The 26,661-nt window shown below is 56.8% G+C and carries 43 protein-coding genes and 2 pseudogenes; 29 read left to right on the top strand and 16 right to left on the bottom strand.

The annotated features are described in order from the left end of the window. The first annotated feature begins 485 nt into the window (after positions 1 to 485). From J4859_RS13950 to J4859_RS13935, 5 genes are all read left to right on the top strand, one after another. Entirely contained in the window at positions 486 to 1,142 is a 657-nt protein-coding gene (locus tag J4859_RS13950; RefSeq protein WP_212330694.1) for a type IV toxin-antitoxin system AbiEi family antitoxin domain-containing protein, read from the top strand. Next, positions 1,139 to 2,026, top strand: a complete 888-nt coding sequence (locus tag J4859_RS13945; RefSeq protein WP_212330692.1) for a nucleotidyl transferase AbiEii/AbiGii toxin family protein — start codon at positions 1,139 to 1,141, stop codon at positions 2,024 to 2,026. The genes J4859_RS13950 and J4859_RS13945 overlap by 4 nt, the downstream gene beginning before the upstream one ends. Before the next feature lie 448 nt (positions 2,027 to 2,474). Beyond that, positions 2,475 to 2,597 (top strand): hypothetical protein, encoded by a 123-nt coding sequence (locus J4859_RS17195; protein ID WP_256436716.1) that lies wholly within the window; start codon positions 2,475 to 2,477, stop codon positions 2,595 to 2,597. 20 nt (positions 2,598 to 2,617) lie between these two features. Next, positions 2,618 to 2,878 (top strand): hypothetical protein, encoded by a 261-nt coding sequence (locus J4859_RS13940; protein ID WP_212329538.1) that lies wholly within the window; start codon positions 2,618 to 2,620, stop codon positions 2,876 to 2,878. A 362-nt stretch (positions 2,879 to 3,240) separates the two neighbouring features. After that, complete coding sequence (locus tag J4859_RS13935; protein ID WP_212330690.1) at positions 3,241 to 3,417, top strand: hypothetical protein; 177 nt, start codon at positions 3,241 to 3,243, stop codon at positions 3,415 to 3,417. 305 nt (positions 3,418 to 3,722) lie between these two features. Here the strand turns inward: J4859_RS13935 and J4859_RS17965 are convergent, their stop codons facing one another. From J4859_RS17965 to J4859_RS13920, 3 genes are all read right to left on the bottom strand, one after another. Next, entirely contained in the window at positions 3,723 to 3,884 is a 162-nt protein-coding gene (locus J4859_RS17965) for a helix-turn-helix domain-containing protein (protein ID WP_212330688.1), read from the bottom strand. Positions 3,885 to 4,228: 344 nt separating this feature from the next. Further along, a complete protein-coding gene (locus tag J4859_RS13925) occupies positions 4,229 to 4,717 on the bottom strand; it encodes a hypothetical protein (protein ID WP_212330686.1) in 489 nt (162 codons plus the stop codon). Beyond that, positions 4,717 to 5,031, bottom strand: coding sequence for a hypothetical protein (locus tag J4859_RS13920; protein WP_212330684.1), 315 nt, complete (start codon positions 5,029 to 5,031; stop codon positions 4,717 to 4,719). The genes J4859_RS13925 and J4859_RS13920 overlap by 1 nt, the downstream gene beginning before the upstream one ends. 947 nt (positions 5,032 to 5,978) lie before the next feature. Between J4859_RS13920 and J4859_RS13915 the strand changes: the two genes are divergently transcribed. The 6 genes and pseudogenes from J4859_RS13915 (at position 5,979) to J4859_RS13885 (ending at position 8,256) form a co-directional block, all read left to right on the top strand. Then, complete coding sequence (locus J4859_RS13915) at positions 5,979 to 6,362, top strand: major tail protein (RefSeq protein WP_212330682.1); 384 nt, start codon at positions 5,979 to 5,981, stop codon at positions 6,360 to 6,362. A 198-nt stretch (positions 6,363 to 6,560) separates the two neighbouring features. Then, positions 6,561 to 6,731 carry a hypothetical protein gene (locus J4859_RS16485; RefSeq protein ID WP_249113662.1) on the top strand — a complete coding sequence of 57 codons (171 nt, stop codon included), beginning with the start codon at positions 6,561 to 6,563 and terminating at the stop codon, positions 6,729 to 6,731. Positions 6,732 to 6,856: 125 nt separating this feature from the next. Beyond that, a complete protein-coding gene (locus J4859_RS13905; protein ID WP_212330525.1) occupies positions 6,857 to 7,120 on the top strand; it encodes a hypothetical protein in 264 nt (87 codons plus the stop codon). Between the two features lie 143 nt (positions 7,121 to 7,263). Next, positions 7,264 to 7,434 (top strand): hypothetical protein, encoded by a 171-nt coding sequence (locus tag J4859_RS13900; RefSeq protein WP_212330680.1) that lies wholly within the window; start codon positions 7,264 to 7,266, stop codon positions 7,432 to 7,434. Between the two features lie 57 nt (positions 7,435 to 7,491). Beyond that, a pseudogene (locus J4859_RS13890) lies at positions 7,492 to 8,047 on the top strand (transposase). Positions 8,048 to 8,112: 65 nt separating this feature from the next. Continuing rightward, positions 8,113 to 8,256 carry a hypothetical protein gene (locus J4859_RS13885; protein WP_212330677.1) on the top strand — a complete coding sequence of 48 codons (144 nt, stop codon included), beginning with the start codon at positions 8,113 to 8,115 and terminating at the stop codon, positions 8,254 to 8,256. A 39-nt stretch (positions 8,257 to 8,295) separates the two neighbouring features. Here the strand turns inward: J4859_RS13885 and J4859_RS13880 are convergent, their stop codons facing one another. From J4859_RS13880 to J4859_RS13870, 3 genes are all read right to left on the bottom strand, one after another. Beyond that, on the bottom strand, positions 8,296 to 8,619 hold the full coding sequence (locus J4859_RS13880; RefSeq protein WP_212330675.1) for a type II toxin-antitoxin system RelE/ParE family toxin: 324 nt from the start codon (positions 8,617 to 8,619) through the stop codon (positions 8,296 to 8,298). Continuing rightward, positions 8,616 to 8,933, bottom strand: coding sequence for a type II toxin-antitoxin system RelB/DinJ family antitoxin (locus tag J4859_RS13875; protein ID WP_249113661.1), 318 nt, complete (start codon positions 8,931 to 8,933; stop codon positions 8,616 to 8,618). The genes J4859_RS13880 and J4859_RS13875 overlap by 4 nt, the downstream gene beginning before the upstream one ends. Positions 8,934 to 9,893: 960 nt before the next feature. Beyond that, positions 9,894 to 10,073 (bottom strand): hypothetical protein, encoded by a 180-nt coding sequence (locus J4859_RS13870; RefSeq protein WP_212330671.1) that lies wholly within the window; start codon positions 10,071 to 10,073, stop codon positions 9,894 to 9,896. Positions 10,074 to 10,124: 51 nt separating this feature from the next. On the opposite strand from J4859_RS13870, the gene J4859_RS13865 reads away from it, so the two are divergent. From J4859_RS13865 to J4859_RS13820, 10 genes are all read left to right on the top strand, one after another. Further along, entirely contained in the window at positions 10,125 to 10,589 is a 465-nt protein-coding gene (locus J4859_RS13865; RefSeq protein WP_212330668.1) for a hypothetical protein, read from the top strand. A 162-nt stretch (positions 10,590 to 10,751) separates the two neighbouring features. Continuing rightward, positions 10,752 to 10,952 (top strand): hypothetical protein, encoded by a 201-nt coding sequence (locus J4859_RS13860; protein ID WP_212330515.1) that lies wholly within the window; start codon positions 10,752 to 10,754, stop codon positions 10,950 to 10,952. A gap of 135 nt (positions 10,953 to 11,087) precedes the next feature. Beyond that, positions 11,088 to 11,636, top strand: a complete 549-nt coding sequence (locus J4859_RS13855) for a transposase (RefSeq protein WP_212330665.1) — start codon at positions 11,088 to 11,090, stop codon at positions 11,634 to 11,636. Between the two features lie 48 nt (positions 11,637 to 11,684). Next, positions 11,685 to 11,924 (top strand): transposase, encoded by a 240-nt coding sequence (locus J4859_RS13850; protein WP_212335379.1) that lies wholly within the window; start codon positions 11,685 to 11,687, stop codon positions 11,922 to 11,924. A gap of 333 nt (positions 11,925 to 12,257) precedes the next feature. Continuing rightward, a complete protein-coding gene (locus J4859_RS13845) occupies positions 12,258 to 12,476 on the top strand; it encodes a type II toxin-antitoxin system Phd/YefM family antitoxin (protein ID WP_212335377.1) in 219 nt (72 codons plus the stop codon). Beyond that, positions 12,473 to 12,859 carry a type II toxin-antitoxin system death-on-curing family toxin gene (locus J4859_RS13840; protein WP_249113659.1) on the top strand — a complete coding sequence of 129 codons (387 nt, stop codon included), beginning with the start codon at positions 12,473 to 12,475 and terminating at the stop codon, positions 12,857 to 12,859. The genes J4859_RS13845 and J4859_RS13840 overlap by 4 nt, the downstream gene beginning before the upstream one ends. 379 nt (positions 12,860 to 13,238) lie before the next feature. Next, on the top strand, positions 13,239 to 13,418 hold the full coding sequence (locus J4859_RS13835; RefSeq protein WP_212329951.1) for a hypothetical protein: 180 nt from the start codon (positions 13,239 to 13,241) through the stop codon (positions 13,416 to 13,418). A 926-nt stretch (positions 13,419 to 14,344) separates the two neighbouring features. Continuing rightward, the gene (locus J4859_RS13830; RefSeq protein WP_212330662.1) at positions 14,345 to 14,887 is read left to right on the top strand and encodes a GNAT family N-acetyltransferase; all 543 of its coding nucleotides are present in this window, start codon (positions 14,345 to 14,347) and stop codon (positions 14,885 to 14,887) included. A 277-nt stretch (positions 14,888 to 15,164) separates the two neighbouring features. Then, positions 15,165 to 15,413, top strand: a complete 249-nt coding sequence (locus J4859_RS13825) for a type II toxin-antitoxin system HicA family toxin (protein WP_212330659.1) — start codon at positions 15,165 to 15,167, stop codon at positions 15,411 to 15,413. Further along, the gene (locus tag J4859_RS13820) at positions 15,400 to 15,762 is read left to right on the top strand and encodes a type II toxin-antitoxin system HicB family antitoxin (protein WP_212330657.1); all 363 of its coding nucleotides are present in this window, start codon (positions 15,400 to 15,402) and stop codon (positions 15,760 to 15,762) included. The genes J4859_RS13825 and J4859_RS13820 overlap by 14 nt, the downstream gene beginning before the upstream one ends. Before the next feature lie 299 nt (positions 15,763 to 16,061). Here the strand turns inward: J4859_RS13820 and J4859_RS13815 are convergent, their stop codons facing one another. The 5 genes from J4859_RS13815 to J4859_RS13800 are packed head-to-tail and all read right to left on the bottom strand — an operon-like array spanning position 16,062 to position 17,448. Then, the gene (locus tag J4859_RS13815; protein WP_212330654.1) at positions 16,062 to 16,514 is read right to left on the bottom strand and encodes a hypothetical protein; all 453 of its coding nucleotides are present in this window, start codon (positions 16,512 to 16,514) and stop codon (positions 16,062 to 16,064) included. Between the two features lie 48 nt (positions 16,515 to 16,562). Then, a complete protein-coding gene (locus tag J4859_RS13810; RefSeq protein ID WP_212330651.1) occupies positions 16,563 to 16,709 on the bottom strand; it encodes a hypothetical protein in 147 nt (48 codons plus the stop codon). A gap of 11 nt (positions 16,710 to 16,720) precedes the next feature. Beyond that, complete coding sequence (locus J4859_RS13805; protein WP_212330648.1) at positions 16,721 to 17,164, bottom strand: hypothetical protein; 444 nt, start codon at positions 17,162 to 17,164, stop codon at positions 16,721 to 16,723. After that, complete coding sequence (locus J4859_RS17190; protein ID WP_256436759.1) at positions 17,161 to 17,286, bottom strand: hypothetical protein; 126 nt, start codon at positions 17,284 to 17,286, stop codon at positions 17,161 to 17,163. The genes J4859_RS13805 and J4859_RS17190 overlap by 4 nt, the downstream gene beginning before the upstream one ends. An 18-nt stretch (positions 17,287 to 17,304) precedes the next feature. After that, positions 17,305 to 17,448, bottom strand: a complete 144-nt coding sequence (locus J4859_RS13800) for a hypothetical protein (RefSeq protein WP_212330646.1) — start codon at positions 17,446 to 17,448, stop codon at positions 17,305 to 17,307. 177 nt (positions 17,449 to 17,625) lie between these two features. Here J4859_RS13800 and J4859_RS13795 point away from each other — a divergent pair, with 177 nt between their 5' ends. From J4859_RS13795 to J4859_RS13760, 8 genes are all read left to right on the top strand, one after another. Continuing rightward, positions 17,626 to 17,973 carry a hypothetical protein gene (locus J4859_RS13795; RefSeq protein ID WP_212330643.1) on the top strand — a complete coding sequence of 116 codons (348 nt, stop codon included), beginning with the start codon at positions 17,626 to 17,628 and terminating at the stop codon, positions 17,971 to 17,973. 414 nt (positions 17,974 to 18,387) lie between these two features. Then, positions 18,388 to 18,597, top strand: a complete 210-nt coding sequence (locus J4859_RS13790; RefSeq protein ID WP_212330640.1) for a hypothetical protein — start codon at positions 18,388 to 18,390, stop codon at positions 18,595 to 18,597. Between the two features lie 156 nt (positions 18,598 to 18,753). Continuing rightward, complete coding sequence (locus tag J4859_RS13785) at positions 18,754 to 18,942, top strand: hypothetical protein (protein ID WP_212330637.1); 189 nt, start codon at positions 18,754 to 18,756, stop codon at positions 18,940 to 18,942. Between the two features lie 15 nt (positions 18,943 to 18,957). Continuing rightward, the gene (locus J4859_RS13780) at positions 18,958 to 19,146 is read left to right on the top strand and encodes a hypothetical protein (RefSeq protein ID WP_212330634.1); all 189 of its coding nucleotides are present in this window, start codon (positions 18,958 to 18,960) and stop codon (positions 19,144 to 19,146) included. Between the two features lie 618 nt (positions 19,147 to 19,764). Beyond that, positions 19,765 to 19,953 (top strand): hypothetical protein, encoded by a 189-nt coding sequence (locus J4859_RS13775; protein WP_212330631.1) that lies wholly within the window; start codon positions 19,765 to 19,767, stop codon positions 19,951 to 19,953. Positions 19,954 to 20,462: 509 nt separating this feature from the next. Then, a complete protein-coding gene (locus tag J4859_RS13770; RefSeq protein ID WP_212330628.1) occupies positions 20,463 to 20,651 on the top strand; it encodes a hypothetical protein in 189 nt (62 codons plus the stop codon). Positions 20,652 to 21,010: 359 nt separating this feature from the next. Then, the gene (locus tag J4859_RS13765; RefSeq protein ID WP_212330625.1) at positions 21,011 to 21,586 is read left to right on the top strand and encodes an abortive phage infection protein; all 576 of its coding nucleotides are present in this window, start codon (positions 21,011 to 21,013) and stop codon (positions 21,584 to 21,586) included. Continuing rightward, entirely contained in the window at positions 21,583 to 22,428 is an 846-nt protein-coding gene (locus tag J4859_RS13760; RefSeq protein ID WP_212330622.1) for a nucleotidyl transferase AbiEii/AbiGii toxin family protein, read from the top strand. The genes J4859_RS13765 and J4859_RS13760 overlap by 4 nt, the downstream gene beginning before the upstream one ends. Before the next feature lie 626 nt (positions 22,429 to 23,054). Here J4859_RS13760 and J4859_RS13755 read toward each other — a convergent pair. The 5 genes and pseudogenes from J4859_RS13755 to J4859_RS16480 form a co-directional block, all read right to left on the bottom strand. Then, a complete protein-coding gene (locus J4859_RS13755; protein WP_212330619.1) occupies positions 23,055 to 23,747 on the bottom strand; it encodes a transposase in 693 nt (230 codons plus the stop codon). Between the two features lie 65 nt (positions 23,748 to 23,812). Continuing rightward, entirely contained in the window at positions 23,813 to 24,190 is a 378-nt protein-coding gene (locus J4859_RS13750) for a hypothetical protein (protein ID WP_212330615.1), read from the bottom strand. A 195-nt stretch (positions 24,191 to 24,385) separates the two neighbouring features. After that, positions 24,386 to 24,766: a hypothetical protein gene (locus J4859_RS13745; RefSeq protein ID WP_212330612.1), complete on the bottom strand. Its 381-nt coding sequence runs from the start codon at positions 24,764 to 24,766 to the stop codon at positions 24,386 to 24,388. Positions 24,767 to 25,472: 706 nt separating this feature from the next. Beyond that, a pseudogene (locus tag J4859_RS13740) lies at positions 25,473 to 25,907 on the bottom strand (transposase); the annotation flags it as partial. 209 nt (positions 25,908 to 26,116) lie between these two features. Further along, positions 26,117 to 26,248 (bottom strand): transposase, encoded by a 132-nt coding sequence (locus tag J4859_RS16480; RefSeq protein WP_249113658.1) that lies wholly within the window; start codon positions 26,246 to 26,248, stop codon positions 26,117 to 26,119. Positions 26,249 to 26,661: the final 413 nt, after the last annotated feature.

The raw sequence follows: 26,661 nt of genomic DNA, 5'->3' as shown, positions 1-26,661 counted from the left end.
TTGCTTCGCTTGCTCTGTTTGATGTAGTCACCTGTTGAGCTCAAATAAACATTTGACCAGCTCAAAGCTGTCGCTCTTCACTCGAAAATCGTCACTCTTGGATCGGGAGGCGCCGCACCCGTCGGCACCGTTTCAGCCCATGTAGCCAGCTGCGCGCAATCTAACTGCGTTTCCGCAGGTCCTACGTGTCACTCTTCGGTCGGTGGAAAATACTCTTCGAAAGTGACTACATGGCCTGTAGTCACCCCCGGCTACACGGTGACTACACGTTTTCCGTGAGCGAAGAATGACAACAACCGCAGGTCAGGCACCATGTTGACTACACGAATTTGGGGTATGTTTCCATTGAGTGGGAATAAAACTCATTTGGCATTGGCTGGCAGTTGCTGGCATCGAATGCCGTTCCGTATGCTTTCGCAGCATCAGTAGTACTTGAGTTTGGGATAATGTGTTGCAATTGTAGGGAAATAGCCTACAATTGCTACATGAAGCATTCGAACCACATAGATAAGATCGCAGAGCTCTCCGAGTCTGAGGGCGTTTTTACCACTGCACAGGCGGACCGTATGGGCATCCCGCGCGACGCCCTACACGACGCGGTCGAGTCCGGTCGCCTCGTGCGCGTCGTGCGAGGTGCCTACCGCATGATGGGGTCCGGCTCTTCCTTCACGGACGAGCTGGCGGCGATATGGAAGCTCACCGCCCCGGCGACGTTCTCCCACGAGAGGATGCGGGTTTCCGATTGGGACGGCATAGCCGTCGGAGGGTCCACCGCCTCCGCCCTCCTCGGGATCGGAGACCTGCAGCTCTCGCCCTACCGGCTCTATGCCCCAAGGAGAATCAACACGAGGAACCCGTCGGCGAGCTTCGCTAGGCGCGCGGTGGGTCGCGACGAAGTTACGTTCGAGTCGGGGCTCCCCGTGACGCGCTCCGAGCGCACCGTCTTCGACCTCGTCGCGGATGACGAGGACTTCTCGCTTGTGGCGGATGTCCTGGCGGACGCCTCGAGGAAGTACCAGGATTTCGACTACGGGAAGCTTCGGGGACTGCTCGAGGGCCGTTACGGCGAGAAGCGGGGATGTGAGATTTTCCGGAGCCTGATGGATGATGCCGGGCTTCTCGGGAGGGGGACGCGGGAATGAGGTACAAGAGCGCGGCCGCACTCGAGATGGCGGTCAAATCCGCGGCGTCGGCGTCGCCGATGGATACCGGGCGCGCCGTGTCGGCATTCTACTTCCACCGACTGCTGTGCCGCGTGTTCGCCGGCGGCAACGGCTCGTTCGTGCTCAAGGGCGGTCGGGCGATGTTCGCCCGCACCGTCGACGCCCGCGCGACGCGCGACATCGACCTGCTCTCCACGGAAGGGAGCCTGGAGGATGCGCTCGAGGAGCTCGTCCGGCTCGCCGGGACCGACCTGGGCGACTTCGTGACGTTCGAGTTCGCGGGGTCGCGCCCGATAAAGGCCGAGGACGAGTACAGGAGCGGGCTGTCTGTCGGGTTCGTCCCCATGCTCGGCGCGAAGCGCATGCAGCCCGTCTCCGTCGACCTCGTCGTCGACGAGGTGCCGCTCGAGGGAGCCGAGCGCATCTCCCCGGCGGACAAGATAGAGGTGGACGGGCTTGAGACCTGCGACTACCTCGTCTATCCCGTCGAGGCCGCCCTCGCGGACAAGCTCTGCGGCATAGTCGAAGTTCACGGAGGGAGAGCGTCCTTCAGGGTAAAGGACCTCGTAGACATCGCCGTCTATGCCACTACGGCCACGGTGGACGGTTCGGGGTTCCAGTCCCGACTGCGCCGCGAAGCCTCCGCGCGGCGCATCTTTCTGGGCGACTCCTTCGGATTGCCGAAGGCCTGGGGCGCTCCCCAGGCGCGCCAGTACGCGAAGCTCTGCCAGAGGACGGGCCTTCCGGAGGCGTTGAGGAACATGGAAGCCGCATCCGAGCTCGCCGGCAGGCTCCTCGACCCCGCGATCCGGGGAGAGGCGGGCGGCAGGCACTGGAATCCGGAAGCGCGCGAGTGGGAGTAGGCGCCGTGCGCCCGGATGGCCGGCTTGACGGCGCGCTTGCGTTCGGTTAGAACGGTGTGCATGGAAAACCTACAGGTTTTGTAAGGGCGGGACCCACCGGGCCCCGCTCTAGTTTTTTATAGGGACTGAGCTGTAATCTTTTGGTGGACAGTGGGATTCAGGGACTGGCAACAGATATGCTCTGTCCAGATACCCACCTACCAACACCAGCAGATTGGAGAGATGAGATGTCGCTAAGCGCAAGCGAGATAGAGAAGGCAAAGTCCCGCACGAAGCCGGAAACACCCAGGCACTACACTGAAGAAGTATTGCCTCGAGGCTATCGAGTACTACAGGAAGGCACGTAAGGCCAACCCGAAGAAGAGCATCAGAGGATACGCCGCGAAGCTTAAGGATCAACGACAAGACCTTAAACGACTGGATCATCAAGCACTCAAAGACCAAAAGGGTGACCCAGGAAAGGACCGAGGTGCACAAGCAGCTCGACAGGGCCAACAGGCGCATACACGAGCTCGAAAGCGAAAATAAGTTCCCAAGAAAAGTGGCAGCCTTCTTCGCCGGAAGCCTCTGACGAAGGACAGGTTTTAGCTCATGCTGGAGAAGAGGGCAACCTACAGCGTCTCGATGATGGAGCGCGTACTGGAGGTGAGCAGGGCTCACTTCTACAGATGGCTCAAGGCCAAAGGCGGTGAGGACCTATGGGGTCCTATCAAGGAAGCCATCTGCGCGATATGGGAGGAAAGCGACAGGCGCTTTAGCTTTCGCAAGGTATGGACCAAGCTCACAGGAGATCCGAAGTTACGCAAAATTTACAGGCACGACCCGCTACCGCGTGCGCAGGTGCATGGCTAAGCTTGGGCATCTGCGGCATCTGATCCAATGCCTCCAAGAGAACGATACTGCCCGCACCTGATACCCCCGAGCGCCCTCACCCGGCGCGACTTCTCGTGCCCTGTCCCGACAGCCAAGCTCGTGGGAGATACAACCTATCGCAGGACCACGGCAGGCTTTATATATCTCGCCGTCGCACACGATCTGTGCACACACATGGTGGTGGGCTGAAGCATACAGGACAACATGAGGGCAGGGCTTGTCGTCTTTGCCCTGAAGATGGCATATTCGCGCGGATACGTGGCCAAAGGGGCCATATTCTAAGCAGCCCAGGCAGCCAGTACATAAGCTCAAAGCTAGCCGCCTGCTCAGCCGCGCACGACGTGAGGCTCTCCGTGGGGAGAACCGGAAGCTGCCACGACAATACGGTCGCCGAATCGCTCTTCGCCACGCTCAAGAACGGATGGTACTACCACAAGCGCCTCTTAGATGCATCCACGACCAAGCACAAGGCACACGAGTTTAATCGAGTCATACTACAACCGCTTCCGCCCGCATAAGTCCATAGGAGATCGCGTACCGGAAGAGGTGATGCAGGAGTTCTTCGAGCGCTTCGAGAGAGGCCTTGCATACGATCCAAAGGCGATGCAGACCGCATAGAATCTGAGATTTCTCTGTCCATTATATTGACAGGGCTCAGACAAAGGCAGGTGCGCACTGGGGTTTCCCGGTGCGCACCCTTCTCGCGTCCCTAGACCTTGGCAGCCGAGTCTTGATTCGACTGGGCCCCAGCATCAGTCTCCCTTCGGTTGCGGCGATGCAGCGAGTTCCTGTCGCAAGGGATGCGCGGCCATGGGACTCCCGATCAGGTGTTGTTGCCCATGGCGCGGAGCGTTTCGCCTGGCTCGTCATCCCTGACACGCCGAAGTCTCCAGGTCCTTACGGCGGGGATTGCCTGCCGCTCGACGAGCTTGCGGGCGGACGTCTTAGATATGCGCAGGTGGTCCGCGGCTTGCGGCACGTTCATGAGGCCTTCGGGCAGGTCATCCGCTTCGAATGACGGGACGGCAGCAGGTTCCCGTATCTTCGCCCCGGCATTCTCGCAGCCTTTGGAACCACTATCCGATATTCCCGTATTTCACGGGAACGCGTCGCATTGCATCTGGAGGATGTCGTCTTTAACGGGACGGCCTTCCATCCTCTCGCCTTGCATCTGGTGAGCTTGAGTCGCAACGAAGTCCAAAGAATCTCGTCCTGTTGTTGAGGCAAACAGGGAGATGCCTGTTGGGAGGCGCGTGCGCTAAGCCACGTGGAACGTTAAGCCGCGCTAGGTTACGAGTTGCCGGCGGCCTGCCTGTCGGCTGCGGTCATCTACCATGTGATGATGTTGTCTCGGCTACTATCCTTGCCGTCGGCATCACGCCAGCGAGTGGTGATTGTGAATTTAGAAGGTGATCCAGCAGCGAAGAATACGGCCTGATCGAAGCTTTCCCGGGGTTCCAGACGCTCGAATGGTTCCTTGTCCCGACTATAGAAATAGGGGTCATCGTCGCACGTGGTAGTCACGTCGGTCACAACCGTGCCTCCGACATTTGCAATGCGAATATAATGCTTCTTGAGCCCGACCAATACATGGCGCGCTTCGACTTTTGAGGATGTTTTTGCAGCTGCATCCTCCTGAGCTTTTTGCAGCTGCAACTCGCTTAGTTGTTTCTGGATTCGGCGAAGTTCTGCATTTTGCTTTTTGTCGCTTTTATCGAGGCGGTAGTTTCTGATGGAGAAAAAGCCAGTAAGGACAAGGCTCGCAACAGAGGTAACGATAGGCGCCCATGTGGTGACAAGTGAAAGCTCAGCACTCATCAGATCTTCCGCCCTTTGAATGCCCTCTTCAGCTCTTCTGCGGCCGCTTCGACGATTTCGCCCTGCATATCGTCAATGGCAGCATCGATAGACCCGGCATTTGCCTCTATGAGTTCCTTGCGAGAGAGGGTCCTGCCACAGTGCGCACAGGTGAATAGCCAGTTATCGGTGTAATCTTCGTCTTCTCCGGGCTGCTCAGATTCGAATTCCGTGCAGCCACAAGTTGGGCATGTGAGGCTAACCTCAATCGAAAGATCATCCATTGTTGTCTCCTGTAGTACGTTGCAATGGTGGTTAAATTTTATCGCTTGCATCAGAAACGAATGCTCTCTGGCGTAAGCAGGGCGTGAGAAGAATCAGCATGTAGTCACCTCTTTCGTCAGAAGGTGCATTTCACCTGTTCAGAGCCGTCACTCCTCACTCGGAACATGTCACTTTTGGGTCGTTGTGTGCCACACTCCGTCGGAACGTCATCAACCCATGTAGTCAATTGTGTGCAAGCGAAGTGCGTTTCCGGAGGTCAAACATGTCACTCTTCGGTCTGAGGAAAATACTCTCTCCAGGTGACTACAGCGCATGTAGTCACCACTGACTACATGGTGACTACGCTGAATTAGCGATTGAAGAGTTATGGTTGTCGCAGGTCAGCGATAGCGCCGACTACACAGAATCGGGCCATGTAACGATCGAGTGGGAATAGCCTGGGCGTCTTTTCCATCTAGTAGTAAGCCGCCCATGTATTGGCAGTGGTTAGCATCTAGTGGTAGGAATAGGACAAAGCCACCCGGACTTTTGCTGAATATTTTCGTTGGGAGCGCCCCGGAATCGCCGGATTTCGGGGCGCTCTTTTCGCTTGTTAACCTGGGCAAATACTCTCCACTGGCCGTTCATGACGGTAATAGATGATACGAGACGCCAAAACATGCCAATCGTTCCAAAAACGTGCCAAACGTTTTGGGGCGTTTCTATCGCGTTTTTTAGCCGGACAGCCGATTTCCCGGCGACCATGTAGTCACCGTGTAGTCACCCCTGTTTTCGAGAGGTCGCTTTCGCGTTTCCGCAGGTAGGAATGAAGAATATTTTTTCTTCCCAAAACCAGGAAGGGAGGGTTTTCGAGACGATTTCAAGTGTTGTCGGCGCACCGAAAATATTCTTCGCACTGTTCCCAAAACCCGATTTCTGACGTTTATGGGACGCTCGAAAATCGCAGTAGTAACACGAGAATATTTGGCTCTTCGGTAGTTTGTGTGGGTAGCCCGCCATGGCTTTGCGCAGCTCGCATGCAGAGGAGGCCGCCAACGGCGTCATTACCGAGAACAAGGATGTGGAGCCGGAGCATTTCGCCCTGCTCTTTGAGTTTTCCGGCGACCAGCGGAAGATCCGCCACTGCATGTATTACTGCAGTGCGACCCGTCCTTCCGTATCGGGCAGCACCAAGGAGGATTCGACCGAGGTACAGACGGAGACCCTGTCCCTTACCGTATCCCCGATACCAGACGGCCTTGTCAAGGTCAAGACCGGGACGAATACAAGTGAGTCCGTCTATAACGCTTGGTATAACGCAGTCTATACCCCGAGCGCCCCGGCAGTTCCAGCAGTGAGACTGGCGAGGGAGAGTAAAGGAGGATACAGCAGATGGCAGTAACAAAAAACTGTTGCGATTGACGGCAGGGAGGTCACGTTCCGTGCCTCCGCCGCCATACCGAGACTCTACCGTAACCAGTTTCACCGGGACATTTACCGGGACTCAAACGATCTGCAGAAAGGGATCGATGAGAACAATGCGGAAAGCTCCAGACTTGATATCTTTTCTCTGGAACTCTTTGAGAACATCGCGTGGCTCATGGCAAAACACGCGGACAAGGCGGTGCCGGGCAGCCCGGAGGAATGGCTGGATGAGTTTTCCACCTTCTCCATCTATGAGATCCTCCCGCAGATCATTGATCTGTGGGGCATCAATATAGAGCAGCAGGTGGCTTCTAAAAAAAGGCTCTTCGTCACTTCTGGTGGGTAGCACTTCTGCATCCCCTTGAGGGTGTGGCCTTTAAACGGTAGGATTTTCCCCGACAGGAGGCTGCGTTCTTAAGGTGCGATATGGATGTTCAGGCAGGGATGCTAGCAAGGCTCTTCGAGAGGCCGATGGGACTCAGCGACGAGTGGGAGGTCTCCGATATCTGGTTTAAGAAGCGCGAGGGAGCGCAAGACGAGCTCCATGTGAGGGTCGCGCACAGGAGGGGCCAGGCAGTCGAGTGCCCCGTATGCCACAGGAAGTGCGGCACCTACGACACGCGCGAGAGGACCTTGTGGCATCTTAGCATCTGGCAGTGCGATACGATCGTGCACTGCGCGCTGCCCAGGGCCGACTGCCCCAAAGACGGCGTGCATGCCACAAGGATACCCTGAAAGGTGCGGCCGAAGACGCACTTCACAGCGCTCTTTGAGGCGCAGGTGATAAGTGATGGCGCTCTCGGGAATGACCGTGACGGCGATAGCCGGGCTGATACACGAGACAGCCCACGCGCATATGGTGCCTGCTGGGCAAGGCCGTGACCGAGGCGAGGGATGCCGCCGACTACTCGGATGTTGTGCGCGTGCGCATAGCCGACACCGCCAAAAGGCGCAACCAAAGCTACATCAGCATCATGGCCAACCTCGACCACCAGCGTACCGTGGCCGTCACGCAGGACAGGGACAAGGGGGCCTTAGGCAGGCTCTGAGACGAGCTTAAGGAGCACGCAGGGGACCGCACGAAGGTCTTAGAGGTCACGCGCGATATGGCCGGGGCGTACTCGCTGGGGGGCGGCGCCAAGATGCCCCAGGCCGCACAGAGCGTGGACGGCTTCCATGTGGTGCAGCTCCTGAACGTGAGGTGCGCAGAGAGGCGCGAGTCCGCCGAGAAGCACAAGGCAGCTTGCCCAGACGAAATACATATGGCTCAAGAAGAGGGAGGCGCTCGATCCCGTCAGGACCCATCTCAGGGAGGCACGCGCCTGCCAGATGGCAAAGGCGATGCAGGACGTCTATTCATGTGCTGACAGAAAATCGGCAGGCAGGGGCCCAGAGTGTCTCTGCTCGTGGATGATGCACTCTGCCGTGGCCGAGATGAAGGCCGTGGCAAGAACGCTCCGCAAGGAGCGGGAGGGGATCTTGAACTGGTGGAAGAGAGGATCCACCAACTCGTTCCTCGAAGGCCTCAACTCGGTCGTCCAGCCCGCCCGCAGCATCGCCAGGGGCTTCAGGAGCATCGACTACTTCAGGACGATGATCTTCCTCCGGCTGGGCCGTCTGGACTTCACGGCCCAGAAGAAGCTGGCATACGCTACCCACTAGAAACAGCGAAGAGCCTAAAAAAACAGCAGACGACAGAGCAGGAAATGATCACCCCGCTCTTTCTTTTGCGGTGCGTACAGATCGGTCTTTCGATCAGCGAGCTTAACCTTCTGACGATCGGCACGGTCACCGACATGTATGCCGAGATGAGCAATGACGACTATGATTACCCGGAAATCGCTACACAGGAAATGATGGACCGGTTCTGAACGCATGAGCCCCTGCCTTTGCAGACAAGGACTTTCAGGTTACCACTCGTTGGTTTCGTTCAGCTGATGCTGGATGTCTCTGCCGCCGTACATGATGCGTGCAATGGAAACCATATCAGCAGAGTGATCCATGATATAAAAAATCAGATAGTTATTGACGGGTAGAAAACGGACACCTCTGCTGTGCCAGGGTTCCTCTTTATACAAAGGATTTCTCTCTGGCATGGAATCAAGTGTCCGGATCATTTCCATGATCTTATCCGTTATTTTGCTTGCTGTCTCAGGGACGAGCAAAGTAAATGCGATGTACTCATAGATATCCCTCAGATCCTGTCGCGCCCGAAACGTATAGACAATCTTCATTCGCCGTACAGTCTCCTCATCTCGGTTTCCACATCGTCTGCGGAAATGACGCGGCCTGCTGCAATATCATCCATCCCCAGCTGCATTTCCGCATCGAACTGTTCCTTCGTCAGTTTACCGATGGAGACTGGCTTTGCGGCAGGCAGTCTCATTTCAAACGGCATGCCCCGCTGAATGACAACCTGCTTTAAGAACATACCAATTGCATTAGACATCGGGATTCCCAGCTGGCCAAGGATTATCTCAGCCTGCTCCTTTGTCGCGGGATCAACACGCGTGTACACGTTTGCTGTTTTGGATATCGTTCTTGCCATGAAAAGCACCTCCTCCATATTTCTGAAGTCAGTATATTACAAATGATTGCTTAAAGCAATCTAAAAGCAATCATTAAATGAAATAGTCTGTGTCTGGAAGGAGGAACCGTATGGCTGACAGAATTCGAGGAAATTGCTGAGTACCTCCAGCATAGTTAGGCTCCCTGAACTGTAAGCGGCTTAAGGCAAGATCGAAGGTATCTTCGGCTGGACCGTCGCGGTGGCTGCGATGCCGAAGAGCAGGACATGGATGAAGCACATCTCGTGCAGCAGCTCCATGCAGCCATCCCTTACATCCCTGTGGCTGTATCTTTAGCTGAGTGAGTCCGCAAGGAGTGCATGTGGGCCTTGGAAAGGCCATGGAAGGCGCCCTCAACGTAGGCCTTGAAGTTGGATATCACCCTGTGGACCATGGGAAGGGATGCATCCCCGTCCGCTCTGTCGTACTTTCTTTAGACGAGCCCGCAAAACGAAGAGAGGCCGGCAAGCTTTGCCGCTCCAGCCATCCGCCCTTATCTTCGATGTATGGCAGAGCTGGTCATGCCCCACCTGGCGCCAGCAATCTTTCGAGCACCCCTTTGCGCAGCGCAGGGGGGCAGCAGCCCTGCCTGCCGCTGTTAAGCATCGGCTGCTGCTTTGTGCCGCGCCCACTTTTGCCTGGTGCCTTGGCGCCGATATAGAAGTCGTCCACCTCGTGTGTGTCAGCTGCAAGGACGCTGAACGCACTGCGATCTGGCCCAGGCGAGCATATCCTTAAAAGGACCCGCCCTGCCGTCTTTAAGCTGCAGCCTATCTGCCTTTGCAGGGCGCAGGCGCTGATCCTTGCCTTCTGGGCGGACATGAGCCATATCGCCTACGAACCACTTCCTGAGCTCGAGATGCGTGCCCTCCATCAATAGTCCCTGCGCTCACGCTCACCTGGTGTGTGCACTTCGTGCACTGCCACTTGTGCGCGCGGCCTCAGACCTTCGAGCAGGACGTATTGGCGCACACCGGGCAGACAAAGCCGCCGGAGACCTTCTCCTCGAGCAGCCTCCCCTCGCACGACTCCTTGTCTGAGAACCTCTCCAAAAGGCCCATCAATGTCTCTTTGCTCTCGCATTCGCGCCTACTCAGAGCACCTGCATGCCCCTTTACCATCTCTTTCTTTGCTCTCTCGGATGCATCAACCTTGCATCCTCATTGTACGGTTTGGAGGCGACAGGAACTCCTGCGGTTATGCTGGAGGTCCTCAGTCATTTTCGAGGAATAACCGTTGAGATCGGCGGCGATACGACCGGCCTCTCGAAAGCGCTCTCCGGCGTCAACAAGGAAATCCGAAATACGCAGTCCCAGCTAAAAGATGTGAACAAGCTCTTAAAGCTCGATCCGACGAACACCACGCTTCTTGCCCAGAAACAGGAACTTTTAAAGTCCGCGGTAGGTGAGACAAAGAACAAGCTCACCCAGCTGAAGTCCGTGCAGGACCAGATGGACGCGGGCTTAAAAAACGGCTCGGTCACCCAGCAGCAATACGATGCCTGGCGGAGGGAGATCATTGAGACGGAGCAGGAACTGAAAAACCTGGGAAAAGAGGCAAAGAACACCGACTCCTCTATCTTCGCCACCCTCAAGCAGACCGGGAGCAAGCTACAGGAAGTGGGAAAAAAAATCTGAGTCTTCGGTAGTTTGTGTGGGTAGCCCGCCATAGCTTTGCGCAGCTCGCATGCAGAAAACACGCAGTCTCAAGACGAACGGCCCTGTAAGGGGCCGTTCGGCGCTGTTTTCCTGAAGGATTTCACTTCGTCAAATGCATCCGATACAAAGGGAGGTAGGCGCATGGGAACGATTCTGCACTACGTCCTGTCGCTTGTGAAGACTGTCGTGGTGGGAGCCGGACTCGATAGTCGTGCGGGTGAGGCCGCACAGGCGCGAGCAGCTGAGGTGCCCGGTGTGCGGGCGCCGCTGCAGCTGCCACGACCACGTGCCGGCGAGGCGGTGGAGGGCGATAGGCCTCGCCTCCTCGAGGTGCTACCTTAAGTAGCGCCCCGCACGCGTGAGTTGCCCCGAGCACGCAGTGCTCGTCGAGTGCGTGCCATGGGCAAGGGCGGGATCGAGGTTCACCCGTGACTTTAAGGACTAGGTGGCGTGCCTTGCTGCTCACAGCCCGCTCTCATGGACTGCAAGGCTGGCCAGGATCGAGTGGAAGAGCGTGGGCGGCATCTACAGACGGGTGTAGGAGGAGATCGAGGCTGCACGCGGACAGGGCCACATCGACGGCCTGAGGCGCAAAGGCATAAGACGAGCTACAAGAAGGGCCACAGATACCTCACGCTCGTTGTCGACCATGATCTGGGATGCCTCGTCTGGGCACAGGAGGGATACGGCAAGGAGGTGCTGTCGCTTTTCCTGGACGGGTTCGGGCGCGAGCAGAAAAGCTCGATCGAGGTCGTCACAGCAGACGCAGCGAAGTGGATAGAAGAGCTACTCCGGCGTCGCTGCCCCAATGCAAGATGGGTCATGGACCCCTTCCATGTGGTCGAATGGATAAACGATGCGCTCGAGCGGGTAAGGCGCGACGAATGGCAGGCAGCGCTCATGGCCACCTGCCAGGCAGACAGGCAGGCGAGGGCCGCAAAGGCCCAGGGCGCGCAGCCTCTCGGCGGAGGCCTTTCGCATCAAGGGGAGCAGCTATGCGCTCGCGAAGAACCCCCAAGGACCTGAGCGCGCGGCAGAGGGAGCGGCTCTTAGAGCTGAAGCGCGCAGAGGGCCATCTTCCGCGCAAAGGATGCGCAGGAGGCACAAGGGCTGCTCGATGCCTGGCTGAAGGCCACCGCATACTGCAGGATCGCGCCCGTCGTCGCAGTCGAGAAGAAGGTCAGGCGCAGGCGTGCCGACGTGATAGCCGCCGTCGAGCTCGAAACCGGCAACGGGCGCGTCGAGAGCATCAACAACAAGATCAAGGTCACCATAGCCAGCGGATACGGATTTTGCAACACCGACAACCTCTGAGCGCTGATCATGCTGCGCTGCCCTGGGAGGACCGGAAGGAGGAGAAGGCAGGCAAGGCGAAGGCTGCCTAGCCGAGCTCCGGGCCACACAAACTACCGAAGGCTCTTAAAATCTATATTTCATTTGCGAGTTCGAATAGCATTTTCGCGTGCACAACCCCATTAACGCCACCAGGGCCCTTCCCGCAAATGGCGGGAAGGGCCTTTTGAGTTGTATAGGAGGTCTTGCGAATCTAGATTTCTCTCACTCCAACGCAACCCGTAAACCATAGATATCAGCCAGTTGTATGTCTATAATTATGGCTATACTATTACGAGTTCGAAGGGAGCGGCCATGGCTGCCATCACGATGGGCCTCGCGGAGGCGAAGAACAACTTCTCGAAGGTTACTGCGGAGGTGAACCGCACCGGACGCCCGGTCACGGTGCTAAAAAACAACAAGCCCTGGGTCGTCATCCAACCGGCGAGCGCGGCTGCCAAGGACGACGCCGTCGACGTCGCGATTGATTTCATGGATGAGTACGCCGACGTTTTTGCCGAGCTGGCCAAGTGAGAAACTCCGCCGTCATCACCAAAGAACAGGCGATTGTCATACACGATGCCGCCATCGATAGGTTCGGCGGCATTGCGGGCGTGCGCGACGAGGGCATGCTCGACTCTGCCCTCGCCCAGCCCTATCAGACTTTCGGGGGTTCCGACCTCTACGAGGGTGACATCGCGAAGGCGTGCCGCCTTTGCTTCGGCGTTGTAGCCGACCACCCGTTCGCGGATGGAAACAAGCGCACGGGCGCGGCCCTGCTCGGCACCTGCCTGCGGCTCACGGGCCATACGTTCGAGCCTCCCCATGACGAGTTCCTCCGCACCATGCTCGGGATCGCCGATGGGTCCGTCTCCTACGAGCAGCTTGTAGAGTGGGTGAAGTCCGTCGCTGGCTAGCGAGCGTGAGTGGCAAGGCAGTCCCCGGTTGCTAGCCCCAGCATCCCCGCGGCCCTCGGCTGCATTATCGCCGATAACCCCGACGGGGGACGCATCGCGCCTCATCTGGAAGATGTCGTCTCTCATCGCCTGCCCCTTGTCTGGCATCTGTTGCCATCGCGTGCCGTTTGGTGCGGGAGAGCGGCATCCCTTGCATGCCTACGTGATGTTTACGCCTGCTCGGGAAGGGGCGCAAAGCATCGCGGGGCGGCAGGCCACGGTAAGCCACGTTTTATAGAAAATGACTGAGTACCTCCAGCATAACCGCAGAAATTCCTGTCGCCTCCAAACCGTACAATGAGGATGCAAGGTTGATGCATCCGAGAGGGCAAAGAAAGAGATGGTAAAGGGGCATGCAGGCGCTCTGAGTAGGCGCGAATGCGAGAGCAAAGAGACATTGATGGGCCTTCTGGAGAGGTTCTCAGACGAGGAGTCGTGCGAGGGGAGGCTGCTCGAGGAGAAGGTCTCCGGCGGCTTTGTCTGCCCGGTGTGCGCCAATACGTCCTGCTCGAAGGTCTGAGGCCGCGCGCACAAGTGGCAGTGCACGAAGTGCTCGCACCAGGTGAGCGTGAGCGCAGGGACTATTGATGGAGGGGACCCACCTCGAGCTCAGGAAGTGGTTCGTAGGCGATATGGCTCATGTCTGCCCAGAAGGCAAGGATCAGCGCCTGCCCCCTGCAGAAGGCAGATAGGCTGCAGCTTAAAGACGGCAGGGCGGGTCCTTTTAAGGATATGCTCGCCTGGGTCAGATCGCAGTGCGTTCAGTGTCCTTGCAGCTGACACACACGAGGTGGACGACTTCTATATCGGCGCCAAGGCACCAGGCAAAAGTGGGCGCGGCACAAAGCAGCAGCCGATGCTTAACAGCGGCAGGCAGGGCTGCTGCCCCCCTGCGCTGCGCAAAGGGGTGCTCGAAAGATTGCTGGCGCCAGGTGGGGCATGACCAGCTCTGCCATACATCGAAGATAAGGGCGGATGGCTGGAGCGGCAAAGCTTGCCGGCCTCTCTTCGTTTTGCGGGCTCGTCTAAAGAAAGTACGACAGAGCGGACGGGGATGCATCCCTTCCCATGGTCCACAGGGTGATATCCAACTTCAAGGCCTACGTTGAGGGCGCCTTCCATGGCCTTTCCAAGGCCCACATGCACTCCTTATGCGGACTCGTTCAGCTAAAGATACAGCCACAGGGATGTAAGGGATGGCTGCATGGAGCTGCTGCACGAGATGTGCTTCATCCATGTCCTGCTCTTCGGCATCGCAGCCACCGCGACGGTCCAGCCGAAGATACCTTCGATCTTGCCTTAAGCCGCTTACAGTTCAGGGAGCCTAACTATGCTGGAGGTACTCAGTCATTTTGATAGATTTGAAGATACGGCGCTTGTTCTGGAACTTCTGGATGTATGTATACAGAGCTTCCTGCTCCGAAAAAGAAGAAGTGAGGATGAAGTATGACGCTTGAAACAGAAAGACTAATTCTGCGCCGCTGGGAAGAGAGCGATGCGGAGGATTTATACAAATACGCCAGCAATCCCGATGTGGGACCGATTGCTGGATGGGCTGTTCATTCGAGTGTAGAAAACAGCAGAGAGATCATAAAAGGTGTGCTTTCCGAACCAGAGACATACGCAGCGGTTTTGAAGGAAACAGGACACCCTGTTGGCAGTATAGGATTGATGATTGGCAAGGCAAGTAATATCGGTATTCCTGATACGGAGGGTGAAATCGGATACTGGATTGGCGTTCCATATTGGGGACAAGGACTCATCCCGGAGGCAGTTCGTGAGATAATGCGATATGGTTTTGAAGAACTGAATCTCGAAAAGATGTGGTGCGGATATTTTGATGGGAATGAGAAATCGAAGCGTGTGCAAGAAAAATGTGGATTTCATTATCATCACACTTCGGAGAATGTTCCTTGCGCATTGGAGGGCATTCTGCGAACAGAACATGTAACCTGTTTGACGAAAGAAGAATGGTTGGAGAAGAGATAATTTTCAGTTCCACGAGGAGAACGAGATGTACGCACAGGCAGCGTTAAAACCGAATCTCTTACTCCGTAACGGTGCATGTGGACACATTTGTAGGGGTGTGCACAAATGCACCTGTGTGGGTGCATCGTTAAGGAGTAGAAATTCCGCTCCGTTATGTTGCATCAAATTAGACACGGCAACAGATTGTGTTGCTAAACTCATGAAGATGTATCAGAAATCAGCAGATCAGAATTGACACCAAATACGACACCAATTATAATGAAAACAGGAGACATAAATGTCCAGATGGGATAAGTTACTGAACAGGATCCTTTCTCTGTCAAAGGATATGCGATTTGATGAATTGAAGAAGGTTTTTGAAAGCTACGGCTATGAGATGAATGCGCCAAAGAGTGGAAGTAGTCATTATACGTTCCGTAAGCCTGGGAAGAATCCGATTACAATTCCAAAGCATGAACCGATCAAGAAGATATACGTCGAGATGGTTCGAGAAGTGGTGGAGGAATCAGCACATGAAAACGATTGAATATTATATGAGCCTTCCTTATCGGCTGGAAATCCTTCCGGATCTGGATGAAGGTGGCTATGTGGCACGTTATCCGGATCTCCCAGGCTGTATTACAGTAGGAGATTCCGTGGAGAGTGTTGCTGAAAATGCAGAAGATGCAAAAAGAGAATGGATTGCTGCGGCTGTAGAGGATGGTGTTACTATCGCGGAACCGGTGAATATGGAGGGGTATTCAGGACAGTTCAAACTCCGTATTCCAAAGAGTCTTCACAGGAAGCTGGCCGAGCATTCCAAAGAAGAAGGAGTCAGCATGAACCAGTATTGTGTTTATCTACTCTCCAAGAATGATGCGTTGGAGAAGGTATGATCCTGGCTTGATAACATTCCGTGATAACAATTTGATAACAGCAGTTCGTATACCCTGTAGAAATAGGATAACTGAAATCAAACTGAATCAGATCATATCAAGAGACAAAACTCAAATAGGTTAGAATCTATATTTCATTTTCGAGTGGGAATAAGGTTTTGTCCCTTTCCGTCTAGACACAACTTCTGGGGTTTCTAGGGAAACGATGATTAATTCCCAATGATGTGCCAGAAAGGACCAGCCACGTGGCCTTTTGCAGCCGGCATAGACATTAATCATCATTTCCCTAGGTAGCACCATCAGCCCTTGTGACCGGGTACTACCTCCATGGCAACCCCGAGCTTCTTGAAGTGCTCGGCGCGCTTCTCGAGGCAGTTGTTGATGGCCCAGCCGCCCTTATACCTGTCAGCCTTCGCGGCACGGGCCTCCAGGAAGACATCGCTGACCGACATGCCAAGCCCTGATGCCTGGATGCTGGTCTTAACCTCGCACTCTATAAGCCCTGCCACCAGCATCACGAAGGCGAGGCCCTGCTGGCGGCAGTAGTCTTGCTGGCATAGCGCGTGGCCGTCTTGGCCGTTCTTGAAGTAGTCGAAGTAGGTCTCGATCGACCAGCACCTCTTGTACAGGACGAACACCGACTCAGCGTCGCAATCCTCTTGGGGCAGCGAGGTCTCGAGGACATAGACGCCCATGAGCGCGGAGAGCTCTTCGAGCTTGGCGGATGTGTAGCCCTTGTCCCCGCGCTGCATATGGCGCCGATAGTTGGTCTGGGTCTCGAGCTGCTCGAGCAGGTCCCGCTAGACTATGACGCGCCTGCCGTCGAGCTGTCTCTCGGAAAACTGCACCAGCGTCGGCTTGGTGCCGCGCTGCCAAAGGAACGTATCTGGCAGCTCCAGGTCGGCCACTGCCCGCCTGCCCCTGAGCCTGGGATGGGTCGCAACCACGGCGCCGCCGCTCATGACCAGAGCCTCGTGGCTGTGAAACTAATGTCCACCTGCATCCCGATCAGCCTGTGCGGGACCGAATAGTGGCCATAGTCGACCACGATATGGTAGTCGGGGCCGACCTTCGCGCTGCGCCACTCACAGCGCTCGTACGGCTGGACGGGAAGCGGCAGCATGCAGCCGCGCTCCTCGTCCTCGTAGACGGAGTCCCTCGACCCCTCCTTGGCCGAGAAGCTGCGGGAATTGAGCCAGCGCACCCTCTCCAGGCACCATTCGTTGAACTCCTCGAGTGAATGGAACTGCATCTCCTGCGCAGGGACCACGATCCACTGCTCCGCAATCCCGACTGCAGTCTCGCAGGTGCTCTTGTCGCGCGGCTTCCTCACCCTTGCCGGCACTATCGCCGCTCCATAGTGCTCGGCGAAGCGCTCGTATTCCTTGTTGATCAGGGTCACATATATGGGATGGGAGAGCGCTCGGTCGCGGTCCCGCCGCTGTCGGGGACGAGCATGCGTGGCACGCCCTTGAAGTCGCAGAAGGCATGTGCCTGTCCATCCTGCCAGGAACCCTGCTTCATGTCCAGGAAGCCTTCGGCTCAGAACCTCCCCGAGAAGGGGAGCGCCGCCACGATCAGGTAGACCTTGGACGGCTTGCCTGTGAGCCTGTCGGTGATGGATGCGGTGTCTCCCGCCCAGTCGATGTAGCATTTGGCGCCCGGCTCGTGCCTGAAGTGCTGCACCGCCCCCTGCCTTTCGGCCTCAGAAGGCCTGGTACGAGCGCTTGCCGGCTGCCGCAGCCGCATCGCAGTATTCGCCCCACATGAGCTTCACCGGAAGCTTCCTGCTGCGCTTCTTGCGGGCCACGAGCGCCTCCAGGTCGAACTGCAGGTACGCCGGATCCGGACGCGTTAGGCAAGATGCGGCGCCACCTGCGCAGGAAGGGGAAGAGAATCCGCAGCAAGAGGCCTAAGACCAAAGGCAAGATCGAGATCTTACATACCGTAAAGGAGAGGCTCAAGCAGGCCGATGAGAGGTCTCGTCTCGGAGAGTGGGGAAACGACACGGTCGTCGGAGCAGGACCCGTATGCCTGCTCGTGCTTGCCGACAGGGCAGTGAGGCTGCTTGCCGCGAAGAGAGCCAGCACGACAGCGGAAGCGTCTCTAAGGCCGCCTTCGGGCTGCTGCAGGGACGTCCCCTTAAGACACTCACTTCCGGATAGGGGCAAGCAGCTCACAGGGCATACAGATGTCACAGATGCCCTTTGAGGCGTGCAGTTCTACTTTTGCGACCCCCACCATCTATGGCAGAAGCTAACAGTTAAGAACACCAACGGGCTCCTGCGCAAGTTCTTCCCCTAAGGGCACAGACTTCAGCAAGGTCACAAACGAGGAGGTGCAGCATGCGGTGGAGCTGATCAACAACAGGGCGAGGAAGGTCCTGAAATACAGGACAGCCAACGAGGTCTTTAGGGAGATGTTGCACTCAGCTTGACAATCTGCCCAGCCAAAAAAACGTACAAACGATGTCTGTCCGCTTATGTCCGATAATTGCCGTGCGGCCATCCGTTTTTGACAACTCGCTGTTAGACCATAATTGACCTAAGAAGGGCCCAAAAGTGTCCGGGTCTTTGCCTACAATGTATGTCGTCAGACAAAAACATCGAGGGTCAAAGGGCCCGGATGGATCCAATGATACTGCAGCAGATCAAAAAGATGGGGATCGCCGAGAAACGCGAGCTCTTAGAGAGGCTGAAGGCGCTCATAGCCAAGAAGATGGCAGGCTCTGCCCTTGCGGGAGCACCCAAGAGGTGCCCGAGGTGCAAATCGCTCAGTTTCTATTGCAAGGGCCACGACGCGTGTGGCCTTAAGAGATGGAAGTGTTGCTCGTGAGGCAAGACCTTCTTTGTAAAGACAAGATCTGTCCTGGTTATGTCCAAGCCCACGGCCGCCACATGGGCCGCATATGCAAAGGGCACGCTTGCAGGCATGTCCCTTAAGGGAGCTTACGGAAAGCTGCCCTGTGAGCCTTAAGGACATTGTGGTTCCATGCGCATGAGGCTCTTCGAGCTGCTGCAGGCCGCTCTTGGCGCCTTCAGGTATGGACCCACCGTCTCCTGCCAAAAGATTGGGATCTACATCGGCGAGTCGCTTACAGGCAACAGGGCAAGGCCCAACATCCAGATGCTGAGAAAGGTGCACACGCACGGCCATGTTGTGCATTGCTGTGGCATATAGAACAAGAAGGTCTGCATGGAGTGCTGCGCGAGTGACTTAAGAGACGAATATGCCATCCTCTGCGGCAGGGACAGGCCCGAGGACGGGAAGCTCACAGATGCCCTTTCAGGTATCGTCGACAGCTTATGGGTCGCCAGCGACGACCATACAGGATATGCGCGTGGCTCTCCTCGCTTGGGGTCTTCAAGCACACGGCGAGCTTAGCCTCGTCAATGCGATGCAGCGAAGGCTGCGCGAGTTCCTGCTTTTCTTCCATGGGGTCTTCTACGAAGTGGCTGGGGCACTTGTCTTGCCTGCTTTCTGTGGATAGAGCAGGTAAGGCATTCTGAGCGGGAGAAGAAGGATATGCTCTCAGGCAAGCTTGCAGGAGGCAGGTATGTCCATACCAGGCGTGCGCTCATAGACATAGAGCAACCCTTCTGGAGCTATTGGAAGGACAGGGGCGTCAGGTCAATCATGGTCTAACAGCGAGTTTGACAATGAGGATGGAAGGATGAGTTATTTGGGTAACCTGGCAGCCAAGGTAGAGCTTCTTCGCTTTCCCGAATTTCCTTTCCTGCTTCTGTAAAGTCGAGATGATGCGCAGTTAGCACGATGTTTCATGACGGTATGAGCAACGTTAGAAGCTTGGAATCAATAAGTGAACACCGTGCTAGCAAGGTATCGGATTGACTTGCGAGTGGAAATAGGGAATCAAGCCCAATTTGCATAGCTGTGCTCGACAGGCTCTTTGCAGGGTGCCTGTTGGGATATAGTTGACGGCGAAACACACCCGCAAGATCTTCCCGGCGGGGCGTTGCGCCCTTACGATGTGGTAGTCCCTTGGCGGCACGGCCTACCGCGACGATGGGGGACTACCACATGACATACGCCGACAGCTCCAAGGCTAGCGCCTCGAGGCTCGCAGAAAAGACGCGCAGGGCGGCATATGCCGAGCTCCATCCTTCCCTGTCCCGGGACGGCGAGGCCGGCCTCTTCGATGCATATACGCCAAAGGCCTGCCTATGGTGAGGATCGGCGCGCTTCAAGCGCGACGGGCACGACCGCAACGGCGTCCAGAGATAGCGCTACCTCAACTGCAGAAGGACATTCACGTCTGCGACCGGCACGCTCTTCGACTCGAGGCATCTTCCCCGTCTTGAAATGGGCCATGTTCCTGTCGAAGATCCTTAAGCAGTAAGAGCGAGGCGGCATGAGCCTGGGGCCACCAGCGCTCCTTTGAGACCCCTGCGTAGTGGACGGCGAAGCTCTTCGGCGTAATCGCGCCCTGCCAGGAGGGCGCCACTCTCTCTTCGAGAGGATATGGCTCGACGAGACGTAGTGGCCGCTCGACCCAGAAGACCACATGCGCAATGCTGATGGCAGTACGATGTGGGGCCTCTCAAGGAACAAGGTCTGCATCGGCGTCGCCGTGGACGTCCACGAGACATCGCTCTGCCTGGACGAAGGGCTCGGCAAGACGGGCCGAAAGAGGACATGGGGATGCCTTCAAAGGCCATATTGAGCGGAGATCCGAGCACATGCTCGACAAGGAGAAGTCGCACGCCGTCCTCGCAAAGCGCCTGAATCTCGAGAGTAAGGCATACGACGCGAAGAAGTGCTACACGCTCCCTGACAGGGACAATTGCCTGGACATGGTCAACCAGGAATGCAACCTGCTAAAGAGTCTCCTGAGGTCCCACAGCGGATTTAGGGCCGCAGACATTTAGGGATGGCTCGACCTTTGGTGGGTCTCCCGCAACATCGGCGATAACATGGACGAGAAGGTGGCATGGGTGCTGGACCGCGCCATGCGCTGCCGAAAAGCGCTCAGATACAGGGACTTCTATGCGAAAAAGACCAGCTAGCAGGGTATGCGGGCAGCACAGCTATGCAAATTGGGCTTGATAGGGAATTAGCCTATATCGTCTAGTCTCACGCTACCATCGAGTTGCGCCGTCTTACAACTAGTACCCTTTTCTGGATTAAGTCATCGTGAGGATATGGTAATATATACGTAATTTCAGTTAATATAAATGTATGTCTTACCAACGGAGGGGATACGAAGAAGAACGACCTTATAGAACTCATGCACAGAAACGCCGGTCGCATCACTACAAAACAGGCACGGCACGCGGGATTCTCATCGAGCATGTTGCAGCTGCTCGTCTCCCAGGGCATAGCGGTCAAGGAAAGCCGCGGGGTCTTCGCGCTCGCGGACACGCCGTTGGACGATTTCGCCGTCATTTCTCTGCGGTGGCCAAAAGCAGTCTTTCGTAGTAGTAGCTCGCTTTACCTTCACGACATGACCGATATCGTGCCCAGTGTGTACGAGGTCTCGCTCCCTCGCGGCTACAAAGAGGGTGGCATAGTGGGGGAGTTCCCCGATTGCCTCGTCATGCATGAGAGTAAGGAGCTCTACGGCCTGGGAGTAGTGCAAGGCACATCCCCCACAGGCACGTCGCTGTTGCTTCACGACCGCGAGCGCAGCATCTGTGACCTTATACTAGCGCGCAAACGCGGTGAGGCAGACATCCAGCTCCTCAGGCAGGCCATGAATGCGTACTTTGATTCTTCTGAGAAAGACCTGCCTCGGCTGATGCGCTATGCGAAGGCGACGGGCGTAACCGCAGAGCTTCAGACGTATTTGGAGGTGTTGTCGTGACAATCAGCAACGATGCAAGCCTGAGAGGAAAGGCGAAGGCGCTGGCAAAGGAGCACGGCCTCTCTGCTCAGGAGGTCATGCAACGCTACTTTTTCGAGCATCTTCTTATGAGGCTAGAGAGGACGCAGTACCGCGAGCGCTTCGTCATCAAGAGAGGGCTGCTTCTCTCCTCGATGATGGGAGCGGCGCAGCGTACCACCATGGACCTAGATGCAACGGTAAGAGTTTTGACGGTGAGCGAAGAGACAATTTCGGCTGCTATGCAGGAGATTTGCTCAGTCAATCTGGAGGATGGGATTATTTTTACATTCGGGCGCGTAGAGCCGATTCGTGAGGATGATGACTACGGCGGACTGCGTGTGCATCTGGTTACCCAGTTCGGCCGCATGAAGACGCCATTGAAAGTTGACGTCACGACGGGCGATGCTATCACTCCTGGCGAGGTTGAGTACGATTTTCCCACTCTGTTCGGGGAGGGATCAATTCACTTGCTGTCCTATCCGCTCGAAACGTGCATGGCAGAGAAGTTTGAGGCGGTAGTGAAGCGCGGCACTGCTACCACGCGTGCCCGAGATTTATATGACCTCGCTACGCTCATGAAATTATATGGGAGGTCAATTGACTGGAAGACATTGCGAGAGGCAGTTCGGCGGACATCGGAGCATCGCGGCTCCTCTGATTTAATGAGGCACTATGAGCTTGTAAGTCGGGAGATAGAAGACTCTGACGAGATAGCTCGCATATGGAGCGCGTATACGCGATTGAACCCGTATACTGCCGACGTCTCGGTAGCGGACGCCATGAACGCTGTCCGCACGATTGGGAGAAAGGTCGGTCTCTGAGGAGCATATGCGATTGGCGAGGGTTTATTGCGACGGGGTGTACGAATTTGAGACCCATCCATTCGTTGCTGCAAAAATCCGATTCTGAACAATAGGTACGTAGTCATCTGTTGGGATCAGATTCGCATTTCCCCAGCTCAACGCTGTCACTCTTCACTCGTGAATCGTCACTCTTGGGTCAGCATGCGCTCCACTCCGCCGACGCCGTTCCCGCTCATGTAGTCAGTTTTGCGCAACCGAACTGCGTTTCCGCAGTTCAGGCATGTCACTCTTCGGTCGGGTGAAAATACTCTTCCCAAGTGACTACAGAGCAGGTAGTCAGTGCTGACTACAAGGCGACTACGCGGTATTCGCGATAGGAGAGTAGAGGGAATCCCAGTTCATCAGCCTCGCTGACTACATGAAAACGAGCCATGCAACGATAGAGTGGGAATGGGTGAAATTGGGAATATAATTCTCAATATTGACCATTTCTAGGTACGGTGAGAGAATGGCCTCCTAGGGAAACGATGATTAATTCGGCTCGATGAGGCCAGTGGAGCCACACGCTGTATGCCGCCGGCTCAAAATGTCTCGAACCATGCAGTGCCCATACCCACATAGATGCCTATCTGCCTGCGGATATGTTATAATTCCGGGCTTTGGTTTTTCGATCCCCGATATGGTGCTATGGGTCCCTTCAGCCGCGCTTCCTGCCGGCAGAAGGGCCCTTCCCTTCGCCGCGCAGCATGGGCGAGCGTGCAGGAGGAGATCGCCTTCACGTCGCCCTCGGTGAGGTTGAAGTGAAGCAGCGGCAGCCCCGTCCTTGACGCCAGCTCCTCGATGATGGGGCTTCTCCTGGATATGTTGGCATACCTCCTCTCCGAGGTGCGGCACACATCGAGGCCGCGACAGAGCCCCATGATGTCCTTGGAGGAGAAGCTATCTCCCAGCACCTTCACCTGCAGGAGCCTCATGAGCAGCACCGCGATGTAGCAGACGAGGAAGTGGCCCGTGATTGTGCTCTGCCTCTGAAGATAGACGGGCCTCGCATCGAGCTTGGACTTCATCACCCTGAAGCTCTCCTCGATCCTCCAGAGCCTGTGGTAGGTGCCATATATGGCCAGGGGTTCCATCGTGGTCTTCGAGGTCACGATCATGTTGTAGCCGGCAAGGGCCCTCGCCTTCCTGATGGCCTCGTGGTTTAAGGTGGCCGCGACCTTCGCGTCCTTCCTGAGCTCGCCCTCGGCGTCGACGGGGGAGTATGTGACGTACTTCGCGCTGTCGCCGTAGTCGGACCTCTTCGCGGCTGCCGCCTTAAGCGCCCTTGCCTTCTCCACCTGCTGGCTTATCTCGCAGGTCTGTTTCCTGGCAAGAGAGGGGCTGTACGTGACGACGCGTCTCTCTAGGAGCTCGACCTTGCGCCTTCGTCCACGAACGTGTACCTAAAGTCGCCGTCGGCCACCTTGTAGCGAAACGATGTTCCGTCCCTCCCGTCGGGGACGTCCGTCCAGCCATCTCCCGAGAGCGCCCATGTGCGCTCCTTGGCGGAAAGCGTCTTCACCGACTTCGAGAAGATGTAGCCGTCCCCTGCAAGCACGGCCTCGGAGATGTTGGCCGCACAGCTGAGCCCCTTGTCGGCGACCCGCGCGGTCCTGCCGGACATGGAGCCCCTCTCCTTCATCTGGGCGATGCATCTCCCCAGCTGCGGCTTCTCGCTCTCGTTGCCGGGAAACAGGCTCATGGCCACCGGGATGCAGTTGGCGTCGAGGAGAAGCCCCATCGCGACTGTCGGCTCCGGCCTGTGCTCCTTGGAGGGCCCCTTCCTTCAGAAGGAGTCCTTGTGGTCTATCTCGAAGTAGAAGTTCGTGCAATCGAAGTAGGCCAAGGACATGTCGTGGCCGAAGAGGGCATCCACGTGCGCATTGTAGATCTCGACGACCTTGTCGTACTCATCGCCCAGATAGGCGAGCCCGTCTCAGAGCTGGTCCAGCGTGAACTGCGCATCGATGCCCTCCATCTGGGGCAGTACGTCCTTGAAGGTCCTGAGCTTCGAGCAGGGGGCGACGGCCCTCGCATAGACGAGCGAGGAGAGCAGGCCATGCAGGGAGAAGCGCAAGCCTGAGGGCGCCTGCAGCAGGGCCATGTCGCCTGCAGCTACAAGCGCCGTGTCCTCCGCCTTCAGGGCGAAGTGGCCGAGGTGTCTCGTGGCAGGCACGTCAGATATCTCGCGCGCCCTCTCCCTCTCCATGCCGGCCTTCCGCTCGGCATTCATGCGGGCCACCTCTGCCCTGAAATGCGAGACGGGGTCGGCGATGCCCTTCTCCTTCAGCTCGTCCTCGTAGCCCAGGGCCTTCACCGACCTGTTCGTGGTATGCCTTCGCTTGGGGTCCCAGTGGCTCTCGTATATCTGGAGATAGAGCCCTTTCTTTGTTGCGCGTCTGCTTGAGGAAGTAGGCCATCTGCCACTCCCTGTCAGACGAAAGCACCATAGCACCGTATATAGATGACGCCAGGAAATTCCCCGCAGATCAAACATCGGGGCATGAAAAAAGCCAGCTCAGGGCTGGTTTTCCGGGTCCCGGACCATGTTCCGGGCCCTGAAGAATCGTGGTGCTAAACGCTAAAGACGGGTGCCCATACCCACATAGATGCCTATCTGCCTGCGGATATGTTATAATTACAGCAACGTAATCCAGCATATCCAAAAGGAAGATATGGGCAGCCAGATGAGCTTTTAAGACCTTAAATCCCAGGGCCAGAGGAGAAAGACCCGGCGAGAGGCATTCCTGGAGCGGATGGATGCGATCGTGCCATGGGATAGCTGGATTGCACTGGTAGAACCCAGCTACCATTGACAGGCGCGTGGCAGGCATGTGCGCGCTGCAAAGACGATGCTTTAGGATGTAGCCTGCTTTAGGTCATGTTTGGGCTCTTAAGACGAGGGAACTTAAAGATGCTATCCTGGATTGCCACTCCTGGCAGCGCTTCTGTGCACGCAGACCTCATGCAAGCGCAGGTGCCAGATGCTACGACACTTGCGAAATTCCGGCTCTTCGCTGTTTCTAGTGGGTAGCGCATGCCAGCTTCTTCTGGGCCGTGAAGTCCAGACGGCCTAGCCTGAGGAAGATCATCGTCCTGAAGTAGGCGATGCTGCGGACCGACTGGACGACCGAGTTGAGGCCTTCCAGGATCGCGTTGGTGGATCCCCTCTTCCACCAGTTCAAGATCCCCTCTCGCTCCTTCCTGAGCGTCCTCGCCACGCTCTTTATCTCGGCCACGTTGGAGTGCGCCATCCACGAGCAGAGGCGCTCTGGGGCTGCTGCCGCCGATTCCCTGTCTGCGCATGAATAGACGTCCTGCAGCGCCTCTCCCATCTGGCAGGCCCTTGCAGTTCTGAGATGGGTCTTCGCAGGGTCGAGCTCCTCTCTCTTCGCGAGCTGGAGCTTTGTGAGCGACTCCTTCTTCTTCAGCCATATGTATTTCGTCTGGGCAAGCTGCCTTGTGCTTCTCGGCGGACTCGCGCCTCTCTTGGCACCTCACAGGGTCTGTCGCCCTCATCAGGAGCTGCACCACATGGAAGCTGTCCCACGCTCTGTGTGGCCTGGGGCATCTTGGCGCCGCCCCCCCAGCGAGTATGCCTTAAGCCATGTCGCGCGTGACCTCTAAGACCTTCGTGCAGTCCCCTCCCGTGCTCCTTAAGCTCGTCTCAGAGCCTGCCTAAGGCCCCCTTGTCCCTGCCTTGCGTGACGGCCACGGCACGCTGACAGTCGAGGTTGGCCATGATGCTGATGTAGCTTTGGTTGCGCCTTTTGGCGGTGTCGTCTATCCCTGCGCGCACGACATCCGAGTAGTCGGCGGTATCCCTTGCCTCGGCTACGGCCTTGCCCAGCAGGTGCCATATGCGCGTGGGCTGTCTCGTGCAGCTGCTGCGCGACCGGCGTCACGCTCATGCCAAAGAGCGCCATCACTTATCGCCTGCGCCTTAAAGAGCGCTGTGAAGTGCGTCTTCGGCCGCACCTTTCAGGGCATCCTTGTGGCATGCACGCCGTCTTTGGGGCAGTCGGCCCTGGGCACGGCGCAGTGCACGATGGTCTCGTATTGCCAGATGTCGAGATGCTACAAGGTCCTCTCGCGTGTGTCACAGGTGCTGCACATCCTGTGGCATACGGGGCACTCGACTGCCTGGCCCTTTCCTGTGGGCGACCCTCACATGGAGCTCGTCCTGCGCTCCCTCGCGCTCCTTAAACCAGA

The sequence above is a fragment of the Atopobium sp. oral taxon 416 genome (assembly GCF_018128285.1).
In the GTDB taxonomy this organism is placed as follows: domain Bacteria; phylum Actinomycetota; class Coriobacteriia; order Coriobacteriales; family Atopobiaceae; genus Olsenella_L.
This window is presented reverse-complemented; position numbering and strand designations above follow the sequence as displayed.